The following is a 14,185-nucleotide window of genomic DNA, read 5'->3' as shown; positions in this document are numbered from 1 at the left end:
CGGGCCCGTGGGCCGGTCAGCCGAGGAGGTCGTCCTCGTAGCACCAGCGCCAGGCTTCGCCGAGCTCGAAGCTGCGCATGACGGGGTGTCCGCTGCCCTCGAAGTGGTGCGTGGCGTGGTTGCCGACGCTGGAGTCGCAGCAGCCCACGTGGCCGCACGCGAGGCAGAGCCGCAAGTGGACCCACGGGGTGCCGTCGCGGAGGCACTCCTCGCAACCGGTCGGGGTCAGGGGCGCCGGGATCGGCTGTTCGCTGGCAGCGACGAGGTGCTCGCAGCCCGAGCCGGTGCCGGGTGCCTGCAGGTCGACCTCGCGCTCGGCGGTGGACGAGGGGTGGGCCAGCTCGAGCACGCTCTCCTCGACGTCGAGGGCGTCGAGCACCTGCTGGAGGACCTCGTGGGGGACGGTCCCGGTGGAGCGGATGCGCAGGACCTCGGCCCGCTCGACCGCCAGCATCTGGGCGCGAAGGCGGGCGTAGGCCTGGCTCGGCGTCTCGTCGCTGCCGCCCAGGCGCTCCCAGACGGAGTCGGCCCGCTCCAGCGAGCGGCGGCGCAGGCGGCCGACGACCTCGGGGGCCACCTCGCTGAGGTCGAGCGCGTCGAGCTCGGCCAGGCCGGCGGTGGCGGCCCGCTGGTAGACCGCAGCGGCCTGGAGGGCGTCCTCGTGGTGGTCCGGCGCAGCCAGGCCGAGGCGGGCGACGAGCATGGGGAGCGACGAGCCCTCGAGGAGCAGCGACGCTGCGGCCACCACGAAGGCCATCAGCACCAGCACCTCGCGATGCGGCGTCTCCTCGGGGAGGACGAACGCTGCGGCGAGGGTGACCACGCCGCGCATGCCGGCCCACGCGACCACGGTGGTGCCCTGCCAGGAGAACGTGGCAGCGGCGTCCTCGTCGTCGGCGACGCCCCGCCGGAGGAACCCGACCGAGGCGAAGACCCAGAGCGCCCGGAGCACCACGACGGCGCCGAACGTGGCGACGGCGGCCAGGGCGATGCGGCCGGCGCTCAGCTCGCTGTCGCCGACGCCGGAGAGGATCGAGCGCACCTGCAAGCCGATGAGGAGGAACACCGCGTTCTCGAGCAGGAACTCGATGGTGGACCAGTTCGACCGCTCGAAGAGGCGCGAGGACGCCGACTGCAGCAGCGTCGCCTTGTGGCCGAGGATCAGGCCGGTGATCACCACCGCCAGCACCCCCGATGCGTGGACCTCCTCCGCCACCAGGTAGGCCAGGAACGGCGTGACCAGCGAGATCGAGGTCTGGGTCAGCACGTCGTCGACGTGGGCCCGGACCTTGCCGACGGCCACGGCCACCAGCACGCCCACCGCGGTGCCGCCCACCGCCGAGACGGCGAACTCGCGGCTGATCTCCAGGGCGCTGATGTGGCCGGTGATCGCGGTGATGGCCGCACCGAGGCAGACCAGGGCGGTCGCGTCGTTGACCAGGCCCTCGCCCTCGAGGATGGTGACGATCCGCCGGGGCAGCCCCACCCGCCGGGCGATGGCGGTGGCGGCCACCGCGTCCGGCGGCGCCACCACGGCACCGAGGGCGAAGGCGGCGGCCAGCGGCACCGGTAGCAGCCACCACACCACGTAGCCCACGCCCAGGGTGGTGGCCACCACCAGGCCGACCGAGAGCGAGGCGATGGGACGGATGTTGTGGCGCAGGTCGAGCAGCGAGGTGCGCACGGCGGCGGCGTAGAGCAGCGGGGGGAGCAGCCCGACGAGGACGAGGTCGGGGTCGAGCGTGAAGCCCTCGAAGCGGGGGAGGAAGGAGCCGCCGATGCCGACCACCAGCAGGAGCAGCGGTCCCGGCAGGCTCCAGCGCCGCGCCAACCCGCCGACCGCGGTGACCACCACCACGAGGGCGATGAGGTCGAAGGCCAGGTCCATCGGGCGAAGTGTGGCAGGAGCCGGGGCGGTTGCCGCGCCGAGGGGGCCGGCTGGGTCCCGGGCTCAGCCGGCGAGGAGGGCTCGGCGCTCCTGCTCGAGGGCGTCGAGCTCGGCGGTGAGCGCGTTGGCGTGCTGCGCCAGGTCCTGCATCGTGCGGCGCACGGCCACCCGGGCGTCGTGGACCTTCTGGACGGCGCCCTTCACCCGGTCCCGCACCTTGAGGTCGGTGAAGATGTTGTCGAAGAACACGTCGAAGGTGCGCTCCCAGGAGCCCATCTGCAGCTGGGCCACGCCGGACCGGCCGACGTCGGCCAGCTCCTGCTGGAGCCGCAGCAGCGCGCCATCGGCCTGGCGCACCAGCGACGACGCCAGGTCCATGTGGTCGTGCTTGATGGCGCTGGAGAACATGCCGCCCCCGAACCAGGTGTCGTAGGCGCTCCAGCTCTCCGCGCTCCCCAGCTGCTTCGCCGCCCGGGCGAGGAGGTCCTCGGCCACCTGCCCGGCGGTGGTGGCCTCGTAGCCCTCGCGCAGCTCGGCGGCGATGGCCCCGCGGCGGGCGGCGATGGCGACCAACCGCTCGGCGCCGGGCTGCTGGGTGGTGGCCAGCCACGCCTCCTTGGCGGCGAGGGCCAGGCCCAGCTCGGTCTCCGCGTCGCCGAGCGCGGCGACTCGGCCCTGGAGCGCGGCGGCCTCCCGGGACGCGGCGTCGCGGCGCGACTCGGCGGTGGCGACCGCGAAGCGGGCGGCCTCGCGCTCGGCCTCCTCCCGGCTCAGGTCGGCGTCCCTGGTGCCGCGGATGCCGGCGACGATCCGGGTCAGCGAGAACGACGACAGCTTGGCCACCTGCTCGTCCTCGGCCGCGAGGGCCAAGCGGGCGTGGGCGACCTGGGCGCCGGCGGCCCGGACCTGCTTGGCGGCTTCCGCAGCCCGGGCCACCAGGCTGTCGCGCTCCCGGGCGGCCGCCACGGCGGCCTCCACCCGGGCCTGGACCGCTTCGTCGTGCTCCGCCATGCCGCTCGTCGCTCCTGCCTCGGGGATCGGTGGGCCTCGGGTCCACCGTATGGCGACCGAGGCCGTCGACGGCGCTCGCCAGGGGGTGGCACGTCGTCGCGCCCTCGGCCACCCCCTAGCCTGACGGGTCGTCAGGAATCGGATCGTTGGAGGCAGCGGTGCAGCTCGGGGATGTGGCCAACGAGGCAGCGGCGGGGTTCGGCAAGCCCCTCGACGGGGTGCGGGTGCTGGCGCTGGAGCAGATGCAGGCCCTGCCGTGGGCCACCCAGCTGCTGGCCCGCCTGGGCGCCGACGTGGTGAAGGTCGAGCACCCCAAGGGCGGCGACTCCGGCCGGGGCTCCCTGCCGGCCATGACCGACCCCGACGGCCGCTCGGTGGGCGCCACCTTCCTGCGCAACAACCTGAACAAGCGCTCGATCTGCGTCGACCTCAAGACGGCCGAGGGCCGCCAGCTCGTGCTGGACCTGGCGCCCAAGTTCGACATCGTGGCCGAGAACTCCAAGGCCGGCGCCCTGGAGCGCCTGGGCCTCGGCTACGAGGCGATCGCCGCGGTGGCGCCCCGCACCATCTACCTGTCGGTGAACGGGTTCGGCTCCTCCGGCTCGCCGTACGACCGCTGGCCGGCCTACGCCCCCATCGCCGAAGCCATGTCGGGCATCTACGAGTTCAAGCGCCAGGGCGACGAGCCCCCGATGGTGGCGCCCATGGGCGGCCTGGGCGACATCGGCTCGGCGCTGTTCGCCACCATCGGCGTGCTCGCCGCCCTGCGCCACCGCGACGCCACCGGCCGTGGCCAGCGGGTCGACATCGCCATGCTCGACGCCATGGTGGCGATCACCGACCTCGTGCCCAACTTCTGGAGCCTCGGGCTGCGCAACGGCCAGCTGGGGCCGCTGATCATGCACGGCTTCCGGGCCGGCGACGGCTGGTTCATCGTCCAGGTCGGTCGGGAGAACCAGTTCGCCAAGCTGGTGGAGGCCATCGGGCACCCCGAGTGGGCCACCGACGAGCGCTTCGCCGACCGCCAAGGCTGGATCGACCACCTCGACGACGTGCTCCGGCCGGCCATCGAGGCGTGGGCGGCCGACAAGACCAAGGTCGAGGCGTGCGACGCCCTCGCCGCCATCGGCGTGGCCGCGGGGCCCTGCTACTCCGACGAGGAGGTGGTCCACGACGAGCACGTCGCCGCGCGCAACATGCTGGTGGAGCTGCCCCGCACCGACGGCGTCGACCAGCCGGTGCTGATCCCCGGCAACCCGGTGAAGCTCAGCGACGTGGCCGAGGGCCCCGAGACCCGCATCCCCTGGCTGGGCGAGCACACCGACGAGGTCCTGGCCGCCGAGCTGGGCTACGACGACGCCCGGCTGGCCGAGCTCCGCGAGGCGGGTGCCATCGGCTGAGCCCACGGCCCCCGGCGGCGGCGAGCCTCCGCCTCAGGCCGGGCGGTCGGGGGCGCCGCGCACCTCGATGCGGGGGATGTACGGCGAACGGCGGTGGAGGCGGCGGAGCTGGCTGGCCAGGTAGGGCCGGGCCCGGCGCTGGCCGCCGCGGCGCTCGATCGCCTGGGCCAGCCGCTCGAGGCTGGCGATGATCAGCTTGGGCGACGGGTCCCAGCCGCGACGCTCGCACTCGTCGAGCCACTCGGCGGGGGTGCGGTGGCCGCGCTCGCCGTTGCAGCGCTTGCAGGCCGCGACCTCGTTCTCGATCCAGGACGGCCCGCCCTTCACCCGGGGCACGACGTGCTCGGTGGTGGCGGGCACCAACGGGTCGCCCAGCCGCCGTCCGCACCACACGCACGCCGGGCCGTCGCGCCGCAGGATCCGCTCCAGCCGGGCGGTTCGGGCCTCTTGGTGCTGGCTGTCGCCCGCGTCCTCCATGGCCAGGGACGGTACCGACATCGGGGCCCGTCGCCGTCGAGCGCACGCTTCGTCGGCACCGCACCAGGGAAAAGCCTACATTTCGCCCAAAGCGAACCTTCGACACAGCAGAACAACAGGGAGATCCATGCGAACCACGAGCAAGAGCGCGCGGCTCGGAGCCGTCGCGATCAGCGCGGCGCTGCTACTCGCCGCCTGCGGCAGCGACAGCAAGAGCGACGGTGCGTCCGACAAGACCACCACGACGGCCAAGGGCGACGCCACCACCACAACTGGGGACGAGGCGACCACCACCACCGCCGCCGGGGTCGACCCGGCCGACAACGGTGGGCGCAAGGAGGGTGACGGCACCCTGCAGCTCGGCGCCGTGCTGCCCCAGTCCGGCAACCTGGCCCAGCTCGGCCCGCCCATGATCTCCGGCGCCAAGTACGCCGTCGAGGAGATCAACAAGGCCGGCGGCGTGCTCGGCAAGGACGTCACCCTCGAGGTCAAGGACGACGGCGGCGGCGGCGACGACGCCCTGGCGCTCACCAACGCCGAGAGCCTGGTCAACAACGACGGCATCGACGCCCTCGTCGGTGCGGCCCCGTCCGGCACCACCAAGGCCATCCTCGACAGCGTGGTGTCCAGCGGCACCGCGGAGTGCTCGCCGTCGAACACCGGCAGCGACCTCTCCCAGGCCGACGACAAGGGCCTGTACTTCCGCACCCCGCCCCCGGACAACCTGCAGGCGCAGGCCCTGGCCAAGGTCGTGACCGATGACGGCAACCAGAACGTGGCCATCATCGCCCAGAACACCGACTACGGCACCGGCTTCGTCCGCTTCCTCGACCCGGCGCTCACCGACAGCGGCGCCAAGGTCGTGGCCGACGTGACCTACGACGAGACCGGCACCGGCATCGACTCCGAGGTCGAGAAGGTCGTCGGCAGCGAGCCCGACGCCGTGGTGCTCATCGGCTACCCGGAGGACGGCGGCAAGGTCGTCGCCGAGATGCTCAAGCAGGGCGTCGACCTGTCCAAGGTGACCGTGTACGTCACCGACGGCATGCAGTCGAACACCCTGTACGAGGCCGTCGACGCCTCCAAGAAGGACATCACCGCCGGCATCCGGGGCACCGCGGCCTCGGCCGCTCCGGAGAACGGCGCGGCCTTCTTCCCCAAGGGCTTCGCCGCCTTCGCTCCCGAGGTCAAGTCGCCGATCTACTCGGCCCAGTCCTTCGACTGCGTCATCCTCTTCGCCCTGGCGGCGGAGAAGGCCAAGTCCGACGCACCGTTCGACATCGCCAAGGAGATGACCAACGTCTCCAAGGGTGAGTCGGCCGACGCCACCAAGTGCAGCACCTACAAGGAGTGCAAGGACCTGCTGGCCGACGGCAAGGACATCAACTACGAAGGCGCCTCTGGCGCCCTCGACTTCACCGCGGTGGGTGAGCCGTCCGCCGGCTCCTACGACGTCTACACCTACGGTGACGACGGGACCTACAAGACCGACGAGCAGGTGGTGGTCGGCTCCTAGCCGACCCGTTCCACCGCTCGACGAGCCGTGAGGGGGGCGGGGCCGCGAGGCCCCGCCCCTCCCGCGTCCGGCCTCAGAGGTCGTGGGCCAGGGTGCCGAGGTAGAGCTGGATGACCGTGGGGTCGTCCAGCAGGTCCTGGCCGGACCCGGAGTGGGCGTTGCGGCCCTGGTCGAGCACGAACGCGGTGTCGGCGATCAGCAGGCACTTGCGGGCGTTCTGCTCGACCATGACGACCGAGACGCCCGCCCGCTTCACCTGGTCGATCCGGGCGAAGACCTCGTCCTGGTTGATGGGGGAGAGCCCGGCCGACGGTTCGTCGAGCAGCAGGACCGACGGGTCGGTCATGAGCGCCCGACCCATGGCCACCATCTGGCGCTGGCCGCCGGAGAGCAGCCCGGCGCGCTGGCGGCGGCGATCGGCGAGCAGCGGGAACAGCTCGACGACGGCCTCGAAGCGCTCGGCGAAGCGGCTGGGCTGGACGTACATGCCCATCCGCAGGTTCTCCTCGACGGTGAGCGACGGGAAGACGTTCTTGGTCTGGGGCACGTAGCCCACGCCGCGCTCGACCAACTCGTGGGCCGGCCTGGAGGTGATGTCCTCGCCGTCGAGCAGGACGCGGCCCGAGCGGATGGGGACCAGGCCGAAGAGGGCCTTGATCAGCGTCGACTTGCCGGCGCCGTTGGGGCCGATGATGCCGACCAGCTCGCCTCGGTGGAGCTCGAGGGTGGCGCCGTTGAGGATGTCGACGCCGGGGAGGTAGCCGGCCACCAGGCCCTCGGCCTGCAGCAGGACCTCGCCCACCGCCGCCCGCGGGTCGCCGGCGACGACCGGCTCGGGGCGGTCCGGCGTGGGGACGGCACCGGCCAGCTCGGCGCCGACCAGGCGGTCGTCGCCGGTCGGGCCCGATGGGGTGGGGGCGTCGGTCACGAGATCGTCCCGGTGGTGGAGGCGCCGTGGTCGATGCCCAGGTAGGCCTCGATGACCGCGGCGTTGCCGGCGATGTCCGCGGGGCGCCCCTCGGCGATGATGCGGCCCCCGGCCATGCACACCACCCAGTCGCTGATCGTCATGATCACGTCCATGTCGTGCTCCACGAACAGGATCGACATGCCCTCGTCGCGGAGGGCGGTGACGTGGCCCAGGAGGCTCTGGGTGAGCGCCGGGTTCACGCCGGCCATGGGCTCGTCGAGCATGACCAGCGAGGGGTCGGTCATGAGGGCCCGGGCCATCTCCAGCAGCTTGCGCTGCCCGCCGGAGAGGCCGGCGGCGTACTCGTCGGTGAGCTTGTCGAGCTTGAACCGAGCCAACAGGTCGTAGGCCTTGGTGACGTGGTCGGCCTCCTGCTGGCGCCAGGAGCCCCGCCACAGCGCCCGCAGGAGGTGCTCGCCGCCCTGGGGGCGCCCGGCCAGCAGCATGTTGTCGAGCACGGTCATGCGGCCCAGGGTCTTGGTGAGCTGGAAGGTGCGGACCATGCCGCGCTGGGCCAGCACGTGGGCCTTGGCCCCGTCGGCGCGCTGGCCGTCGAAGCTCCAGCTGCCGGTGTCCGCCCGGTCGAAGCCGCACAGCAGGTTGAAGAAGGTGGTCTTGCCGGCGCCGTTGGGCCCGATCAGGGCGGTGATGACGCCCCGGGGCACCTCGAGGTGGTCGACCTCCACCGCGGTGAGCCCCCCGTAGCGACGGGTGACGTCGTCGGCCACCAGGATGGAGTCCGGCTTGGCCACGCCGACGGTGGCCTCGACGAGGTCGAGGGCGGCCATGGCGTCGGTGCGGAGCTCAGCGGCCACTGGCGAGCATCTCCTTCTTCGAGCCCAGGATGCCCTGAGGTCGGAAGACCATCAGCGCCATGAGGCCGACGCCCATGATGGCCAGGCGGATGGCGCCGGCGCTGGTGTCGCTGACGTCGAACCAGAGGTTGTTGAGCACGCCGTCGGCCAGGTCGAGCACGAACCAGTAGACGACGGCGCCGACGATCGGGCCCCACACCGTGCCCGCGCCACCCAGGATGACCACCGTGTAGAGGGCGAAGGTGAACGGGGCGATCCAGCGGGTGGGGCTGACGCTGCCGGCGTTGAGCACGATGAGCGCACCGGCCAGGGCGCCGATGGCCCCGCCCAGCACGAACGACTGCAGCTTGAACACGACCACGTTCTTGCCCAGGGCCCGAGCCGCGTCCTCGTCCTCCCGGATGGCCCGCAGGACCCGGCCCCACGGGCTGCGCACCAGCCCCCGGAGCAGGAGCGTGACCACCAGGACCAGCCCCCAGCACACCAACATCGCCCACAGCTGGCGGTCGGTGAACACGAACGACTTGCCGACGCCGTAGGTGCCCTCGGGGATGAAGCTCGGGTCGAAGAAGCCCAGTCGGCTGGTGAGGCTGCCGATCCCGCGCGAGCCGCCGGTGAGCGGTTCGCTGGGGCGGGCGTTGGCCACCAGGCGCAGGATCTCGGCGCTGGCGATGGTGACGATGGCGAGGTAGTCGCCGCGCAAGCGGAGCGTGGGGATGCCGAGCAGCAGCCCCAAGACCACCGAGGCGGCGATGCCGACGCCGAAGCCGACCCAGATGGACCAGCCCTGATCGGCGGAGATGGCCATGCCGTAGGCACCGACCAGCAGGAACCCGACGTGGCCGAAGTTCGACAGGCCGGTGTACCCGAAGTGCAGGTTGAGGCCGGCGGCGGCCAGGGCGTAGGACGCTCCCTGGAACCCGATGGCGGTCTGCAGGGCCAGGGCGAGGATGCTCAGCCAACTCATCCGAAGCGCTCCCGTTGTCCGAGGATGCCTTGGGGCCGGACCAGCAGCACCAGGATCAGCACCAGCAGGGCCACCACGAACTTGTAGGCGGTGTCGATGAACAGGCCGCTGGTCTCCTGCACCACGCCGATCACCAGGGCCCCGAGCACCGCGCCGTAGGCGTTGCCCAGGCCACCCAGGACGATGGCGGCGAACATCGACAGCAGCAGGACGAAGCCCATGTCGAACTTCACGTTGATCGTGAGCCCGTAGAGCGTGCCGCCGAGGGCGGCGAGGGCGCCGCAGATCACCCACACGGTGGTGATGATGCGGTCGACGGCGATGCCGGAGGAGGCGGCCAGATCGGCGTTGTCGGCCACCGCCCGGATGGCGGTGCCCAGCCGGGTGGAGCGCAGCAGGACGGTCATCCCGATCAGCACCGCCACGCAGATCACCATGATGATCACGTCGTTGGGGGTGAGCCGGAAGGGCCCGTAGGAGCGCTCGAGCTGGCCGCTCGCGGCGGTGTACCGCTTGCCGGCGGGGCCGTAGGCCACCTGGAAGAGGTTGCGCACCGCGGTGCTGAGGCCGATCGAGACGACCATCATCGAGAGCAGCGCCATGCGCCGCTTCCGGAGCGGGGCCCAGATCGCCCGGTCGTTGGCCAGGCCGGCCACGGCGCCGGCGACCATCCCGATGGGGACGGCCAGCCAGAACGGCACGCCCGCGGAGTTGGCCAGGTAGGTGGCGATGGCGCCCCAGGTGACCAGCTCGGCGTGGGCGAAGTTGGTGAGGCCGGTGACGCCGTAGACCAGGGAGAGCCCGACGGCTGCCACCGCCAGGATCAGGCCGAGGCGGACGCCCTTGGCGACGGTGGTGGCGTAGTCGGAGAGGTCCCGCTGGCCGCGGTCGTCCTCGCCGAGGCGGAAGGTGGACTGCTGGTCGCCCAGGTTGACCTGGACGTTGCTGAGCACGGCGCGGTCCTCGTCGGTGAGCGAGAAGCCCTTGGGCAGCGTCTTGGGGTCGAGCGCCACCTGGTAGGTGCCGTTGCCGGGGATGGTGACCACGAACACGCCGTCCGCCCCCGTGGTGTCGTCGGCGATCTCCTTGCCGCCCTGGCTGACGGTGATGGTGGCTCCCTTGGCGAAGGTGGCCTTGCCGTCGATCACCTGGCACAGCCGGCCCCAGATCGACGGCCCCAGCGGGCCGCCGTTGGCCTCTATGGCCTCCTGCTTGGTGAACTTGCACTTGGCCTCGTCGGCGGCGGTGACGCCGTCGGCCGCCGGCTTGGTGGTGGGGGTCTGGGCTCCGGCCGCCGTGCCCGGCCACAGCACGCCCAGCGCCAGCAGGAGCAACAGCACCCGGGGGTTGCGCAAGGAGCGAGCGAGGTCCATGTGGCGGGTGACCCTAGTGATCGTCCCAGGTCCGATGTGTCCGATCCTCGGATGCGTGGGCGGTGCCGCCGGTACGGTCCCGGTTCCGATGCCGGATGCCACCCCTCCTCCGCCGGTCGATGGTGCTCCCGTCGGCCCGCCTCCCGACCCCCTGGTCGGCAGCCTCGTGCTCGGGTTGGCGGTCGGCCTGTTCGGGATCTCCTTCGGCGTGCTGGCGGTGGCCAGCGGGCTGACGGCGGCCCAGGCCTGCGCCATGTCCCTGCTGGTCTTCACGGGCGCGTCGCAGTTCGCGGTGGTCGGCGTGATCGGTTCCGGCGGCTCGACCGCCGCTGCGCTGGGCAGCGCGCTGCTGCTGGCGGCGCGCAACGCGGCGTACGGGCTGGCCATGTCGGACGTGATCCGGGGGCGGCTGCCCACCCGCCTGCTGGGCGCGCAGCTGGTGATCGACGAGTCGACGGCCATGGCCTCGGCCCAGCGCACGCCGGCGGACCGACGGCGGGGCTTCTGGTTGGCCGGGGCATCGGTGTTCGTGTTCTGGAACCTGGGGACCTTGCTCGGCGCCCTGGGTGGCGACGCCATCGGCAACCCCGAGACCTACGGGCTCGATGCCGCCTTCCCGGCCGGGTTCGTGGCCCTGGTGGTCCCGCACCTGGCCAAGTTCGAGGGCCGGGTGGTGGCCGCTGCCGGCGTGGCGCTGGCCCTGGTGCTGGTGCCGGTCGCGCCGGTGGGCGTGCCGGTGCTCGCCGCGGCCCTGGCGGTGCTGCTCGGCCTGCGCCACCCCGGCACCGCGCCCGCCGATGGCCAGCGGGCGGCCTCGGCATGAGCTGGCTGGCCATCTTCGTCCTGGCCGCCGGCGCCTACGCCCTCAAGGCCCTGGGCGTCTTGGTGCTGGGTGGGCGCGAGCTCCCGGCGCCGGTGGCTCGCTGCGTGGCGCTGCTCCCCGCGGCGCTGCTCCCGGCGCTCGTCGCGGTGCAGACGCTCACCACCGACGATCGCTGGGTGCTCGACGCCCGCGCCGCCGGCGTGGGAGCGGCCATCGTGGCGGCCTGGCGTCGGGCCCCGTTCCCGGTGGTCATCCTGCTGGGCGCCGCGGTCACCGCCGGTGTGCGGGCCCTGGGCTGAGCCACCGGTTCAGTCGGCGAGGGCGGCGGGGGTCTCGTCGGGGGCGAGCGGCGGTGCGGTGGCTCCGCAGTGGTAGGTGGGCTTGCCCGGCCCCGCGCCGCAGGGCTCCCCGTCGGCGCTCGTCGGGGCGCTCCCCTCGCTGGGGCCGCCCACGGCGCCGGGCTCGGCGACCGGCGCCTCCAGGACGTCGGCCCGGATGAAGGCCCATGACAGGCAGCCGGCGAGGACCACCGCCGCTGCGGCGTAGAGCACCACGCGGTGGAAGCCGGCGAGCAGCTCGCCGGGGGGGCACGGCCTCGCCGGCGGCGAACCCGGCCAGGATCGGGATGAGGGCCACCGCCAGCAGCTGGCCGGTGCGGGCGACGGCGTTGTTCACCCCGGATGCCAGCCCGGCGTGGCGGGCATCGGCCGCTGCCAGCGCGGTGGCGGTGAGCGGGGCGACCGTGAGCGCCAGGCCGCCGGAGAACACGAGCAGCGCCGGGAGCACGCTCGCCTGGTAGCTGCGGCCGGGCTCGATGCGGGTCATGAGGACGAGGCCGGCGCCCATCACGAGCGGGCCGACCGTCATGGGGATGCGGGGGCCGATGCGGCGCGCCAGGCCGCCGGCCCGGGCCGAGAAGGCCAGCATGACGAAGGTGATGGGCAGGGTGGCCGTGCCCGCCTCGAGCGGCGAGTACGCCATGGTCTCCTGGAGGACGATCCCCACGAGGAACAGGGCCATGCCCAGGCCGCCGTAGAGCACGAAGGTGACGCCGTTGGCGGCGCTGAACTGGCGGGACCGGAACACCGAGAGGCTCAGCATCGGGTGCGCCTCGCGCGCCTCGGCCACCAGGAAAGCCACGGACAGCGCGGCGCCGACGCCACCCACCGGGAAGCTCCGCTCGATGAACCCGTAGGTGACGGCGGCCAGCCCGGCGGCGCCGAGCACGGCGCCCAAGAGGTCGAGCCGTCCCTCGATGGTGGGGTCCCTGGTCTCGGGCAGGTGGACGATCACCACGTAGAGCACCACCGCACCGAGCGGCACGTTCAGCAGGAAGATCCAGCGCCACGACGCCGCCCCCACCAGCCAACCGCCGAGGAAGGGGCCGACCGCGGTGGTGATGCCGCCCAGGCCCGACCAGGCACCGATGGCTCGGGCCCGGTCGTCCGGGTGGAAGGAGGCCTGCAGCATGGCCAGGCTGCCCGGCACCAGCAGCGCCCCGCCGATGCCCTGCAGCACGCGGGCGGCCACCAGCACGCCGATGGTGGGGGCCAGCGCGCACGCCAGCGAGGCGACCGTGAACCACACGACGCCGATGGTGAAGATGCGGCGCCGGCCCAGGCGGTCGCCCAGCGAGCCGCCGAGCAGGATCAGCGACGCCAGCGCCAGCGTGTAGCCGTTGACCACCCACTGCAGGCCGGCGAAGTCGGCGTGGAGGTCTTCGCCGAGGCGGGGGAGGGCGATGTTGACCACCGTGCCGTCGAGCATGGTCATGCCCGAGCCCAGCACCGTGCCGATGAGCGCCCAGCGACCGGCTGCGGTCCCGAATCGCAGCGGTTCGACCTCGGGCGCTTCCGTCACCCGCCCAGGGTACGGCGGTCCCGGTCGTCGCGGGCCGGGTCGTCGGCGAGGTCGGGCCCGCGCCCCGCCTCGGCCGGAGGCGGCATGCTCTCTGCCATGCCGACCGGCCGCTTCGCACCCAGCCCCACCGGCGACCTGCACCTGGGCAACCTGCGCACCGCGCTGGCCGCCTGGCTCTTCGCCCGGTCGAGCGGCAGCCGGTTCCTCGTGCGCATGGAGGACCTCGACCGGGTGCAGTCGAGCCCCGCCCACGAGGCGTCGCAGCTGGCCGACCTGGCCGCCCTCGGCCTGGACTGGGACGGCGAGGTGGTGCGCCAGAGCGACCGGTTCGACCGCTACGAGGCGGCCATCGCCCAGCTCGACGCCGCCGGGCTCACCTATCCCTGCTGGTGCACCCGGCGGGAGATCCAGGAGGCGGCGTCGGCGCCCCACGTCGGTCCGGTGCCCGAAGGCGCCTACCCGGGGACGTGCCGCGACCTCGATGCCGCCGGGCGCGCCGAGCGGGCCGCCACCGGCCGACCGCCGGCCTTGCGGCTCCGCGCCCAGGTGGCCAGCGCGACCGTGGCCGACGACCTCCTCGGGACGATCACCGCGGCGGTCGACGACGTCGTGCTGCGACGCAACGACGGCGTGCCGGCGTACAACCTCGCCGTCGTGGTCGACGACGCCGCGCAGGGGGTGGAGCAGGTGGTGCGGGGCGACGACCTGGCGTCCTCGGCCCCTCGCCAGCGCCACCTGGCGGACCTGCTCGGGCTGCCGGCCGTCGCCTACGCCCACCTGCCGCTGGTGCTGGCTCCGGACGGCCGACGGCTGGCCAAGCGCGACGGTGCCGTGACCCTGGCTGACCAGGCGGCCGTCGGTCGGACAGCTGACGCCGTGCGGGAGCTGCTCGCCGCCAGCCTCGGCCTGGACCCGGGCGACGGCCGTCCCATCGAGCTCGCTCGCCGCTTCGATCGGACGACCGTGCCCGCCGGGCCGTGGGTGCCGTCGACGGCGCTGCTCGGCGGCTGAGCCTGGCGTCCCCGCGGCCTCGGCGCGCTGCGGGGGTGCGTCGGCCCATCTCGGCTGCGCTGAACCTGCCCGAG

The 14,185-nt window shown here is 73.2% G+C and carries 13 protein-coding genes; 5 read left to right on the top strand and 8 right to left on the bottom strand.

Annotation, left to right across the window (positions count from 1 at the left end; translation table 11 throughout):
- Window positions 1-16: 16 nt before the first annotated feature.
- Window positions 17-1,888 (bottom strand): Na+/H+ antiporter, encoded by a 1,872-nt coding sequence (locus KSP35_RS15195; protein WP_216996668.1) that lies wholly within the window; start codon window positions 1,886-1,888, stop codon window positions 17-19.
- A 63-nt stretch (window positions 1,889-1,951) separates the two neighbouring features.
- Entirely contained in the window at window positions 1,952-2,899 is a 948-nt protein-coding gene (locus KSP35_RS15190; RefSeq protein ID WP_216996667.1) for a hypothetical protein, read from the bottom strand.
- Between the two features lie 158 nt (window positions 2,900-3,057).
- Here KSP35_RS15190 and KSP35_RS15185 point away from each other — a divergent pair, with 158 nt between their 5' ends.
- Complete coding sequence (locus KSP35_RS15185) at window positions 3,058-4,299, top strand: CaiB/BaiF CoA-transferase family protein (protein WP_254126791.1); 1,242 nt, start codon at window positions 3,058-3,060, stop codon at window positions 4,297-4,299.
- A gap of 33 nt (window positions 4,300-4,332) precedes the next feature.
- Here KSP35_RS15185 and KSP35_RS15180 read toward each other — a convergent pair whose 3' ends face one another.
- A complete protein-coding gene (locus KSP35_RS15180; RefSeq protein ID WP_216996666.1) occupies window positions 4,333-4,776 on the bottom strand; it encodes an HNH endonuclease in 444 nt (147 codons plus the stop codon).
- A gap of 127 nt (window positions 4,777-4,903) precedes the next feature.
- Between KSP35_RS15180 and KSP35_RS15175 the strand changes: the two genes are divergently transcribed.
- Window positions 4,904-6,292 carry an ABC transporter substrate-binding protein gene (locus tag KSP35_RS15175; RefSeq protein WP_216996665.1) on the top strand — a complete coding sequence of 463 codons (1,389 nt, stop codon included), beginning with the start codon at window positions 4,904-4,906 and terminating at the stop codon, window positions 6,290-6,292.
- Between the two features lie 73 nt (window positions 6,293-6,365).
- On the opposite strand, the gene KSP35_RS15170 is transcribed toward KSP35_RS15175, so the two are convergent.
- The 4 genes from KSP35_RS15170 to KSP35_RS15155 form a co-directional block, all read right to left on the bottom strand.
- Window positions 6,366-7,094: an ABC transporter ATP-binding protein gene (locus KSP35_RS15170; RefSeq protein WP_371748981.1), complete on the bottom strand. Its 729-nt coding sequence runs from the start codon at window positions 7,092-7,094 to the stop codon at window positions 6,366-6,368.
- A gap of 122 nt (window positions 7,095-7,216) precedes the next feature.
- Complete coding sequence (locus KSP35_RS15165) at window positions 7,217-8,050, bottom strand: ABC transporter ATP-binding protein (protein WP_217002246.1); 834 nt, start codon at window positions 8,048-8,050, stop codon at window positions 7,217-7,219.
- A 16-nt stretch (window positions 8,051-8,066) separates the two neighbouring features.
- A complete protein-coding gene (locus KSP35_RS15160) occupies window positions 8,067-9,044 on the bottom strand; it encodes a branched-chain amino acid ABC transporter permease (RefSeq protein WP_216996664.1) in 978 nt (325 codons plus the stop codon).
- Window positions 9,041-10,417 carry a branched-chain amino acid ABC transporter permease gene (locus KSP35_RS15155; protein ID WP_216996663.1) on the bottom strand — a complete coding sequence of 459 codons (1,377 nt, stop codon included), beginning with the start codon at window positions 10,415-10,417 and terminating at the stop codon, window positions 9,041-9,043. Before KSP35_RS15155 ends, KSP35_RS15160 begins: the two co-directional genes overlap by 4 nt.
- Window positions 10,418-10,505: 88 nt before the next feature.
- On the opposite strand from KSP35_RS15155, the gene KSP35_RS15150 reads away from it, so the two are divergent.
- Together KSP35_RS15150 and KSP35_RS15145 are read left to right on the top strand one after the other, a co-directional pair.
- Window positions 10,506-11,240 (top strand): AzlC family ABC transporter permease, encoded by a 735-nt coding sequence (locus KSP35_RS15150; protein WP_216996662.1) that lies wholly within the window; start codon window positions 10,506-10,508, stop codon window positions 11,238-11,240.
- Window positions 11,237-11,539: an AzlD domain-containing protein gene (locus tag KSP35_RS15145; RefSeq protein WP_216996661.1), complete on the top strand. Its 303-nt coding sequence runs from the start codon at window positions 11,237-11,239 to the stop codon at window positions 11,537-11,539. Before KSP35_RS15150 ends, KSP35_RS15145 begins: the two co-directional genes overlap by 4 nt.
- Here the strand turns inward: KSP35_RS15145 and KSP35_RS15140 are convergent.
- The gene (locus tag KSP35_RS15140; RefSeq protein ID WP_216996660.1) at window positions 11,511-13,100 is read right to left on the bottom strand and encodes an MFS transporter; all 1,590 of its coding nucleotides are present in this window, start codon (window positions 13,098-13,100) and stop codon (window positions 11,511-11,513) included. The two genes, KSP35_RS15145 and KSP35_RS15140, sit on opposite strands and share 29 nt — an antisense overlap.
- 96 nt (window positions 13,101-13,196) lie before the next feature.
- Between KSP35_RS15140 and gluQRS the strand changes: the two genes are divergently transcribed.
- The gene (gluQRS, locus tag KSP35_RS15135; RefSeq protein WP_216996659.1) at window positions 13,197-14,111 is read left to right on the top strand and encodes a tRNA glutamyl-Q(34) synthetase GluQRS; all 915 of its coding nucleotides are present in this window, start codon (window positions 13,197-13,199) and stop codon (window positions 14,109-14,111) included.
- Window positions 14,112-14,185 lie beyond the last annotated feature (74 nt).

The organism is Aquihabitans sp. G128 (assembly GCF_019048865.1).
GTDB lineage: Bacteria > Actinomycetota > Acidimicrobiia > Acidimicrobiales > Iamiaceae > Aquihabitans.
The sequence above is the reverse complement of the archived record's forward strand: the minus strand, read 5'-3'. Positions and strand labels throughout refer to the sequence as shown.

Excerpts from the sequence above, each read along its gene's own strand:
- KSP35_RS15190 (WP_216996667.1), bottom strand. The coding sequence starts at position 2,899 with ATGGCGGAGCACGACGAAGCGGTCCAGGCCCGGGTGGAGGCCGCCGTG.
- gluQRS (WP_216996659.1), top strand. The coding sequence starts at position 13,197 with ATGCCGACCGGCCGCTTCGCACCCAGCCCCACCGGCGACCTGCACCTG.
- KSP35_RS15160 (WP_216996664.1), bottom strand. The coding sequence starts at position 9,044 with ATGAGTTGGCTGAGCATCCTCGCCCTGGCCCTGCAGACCGCCATCGGG.
- KSP35_RS15155 (WP_216996663.1), bottom strand. The coding sequence starts at position 10,417 with ATGGACCTCGCTCGCTCCTTGCGCAACCCCCGGGTGCTGTTGCTCCTG.
- KSP35_RS15175 (WP_216996665.1), top strand. The coding sequence starts at position 4,904 with ATGCGAACCACGAGCAAGAGCGCGCGGCTCGGAGCCGTCGCGATCAGC.
- KSP35_RS15195 (WP_216996668.1), bottom strand. The coding sequence starts at position 1,888 with ATGGACCTGGCCTTCGACCTCATCGCCCTCGTGGTGGTGGTCACCGCG.
- KSP35_RS15150 (WP_216996662.1), top strand. The coding sequence starts at position 10,506 with ATGCCGGATGCCACCCCTCCTCCGCCGGTCGATGGTGCTCCCGTCGGC.
- KSP35_RS15180 (WP_216996666.1), bottom strand. The coding sequence starts at position 4,776 with ATGGAGGACGCGGGCGACAGCCAGCACCAAGAGGCCCGAACCGCCCGG.
- KSP35_RS15165 (WP_217002246.1), bottom strand. The coding sequence starts at position 8,050 with ATGGCCGCCCTCGACCTCGTCGAGGCCACCGTCGGCGTGGCCAAGCCG.
- KSP35_RS15145 (WP_216996661.1), top strand. The coding sequence starts at position 11,237 with ATGAGCTGGCTGGCCATCTTCGTCCTGGCCGCCGGCGCCTACGCCCTC.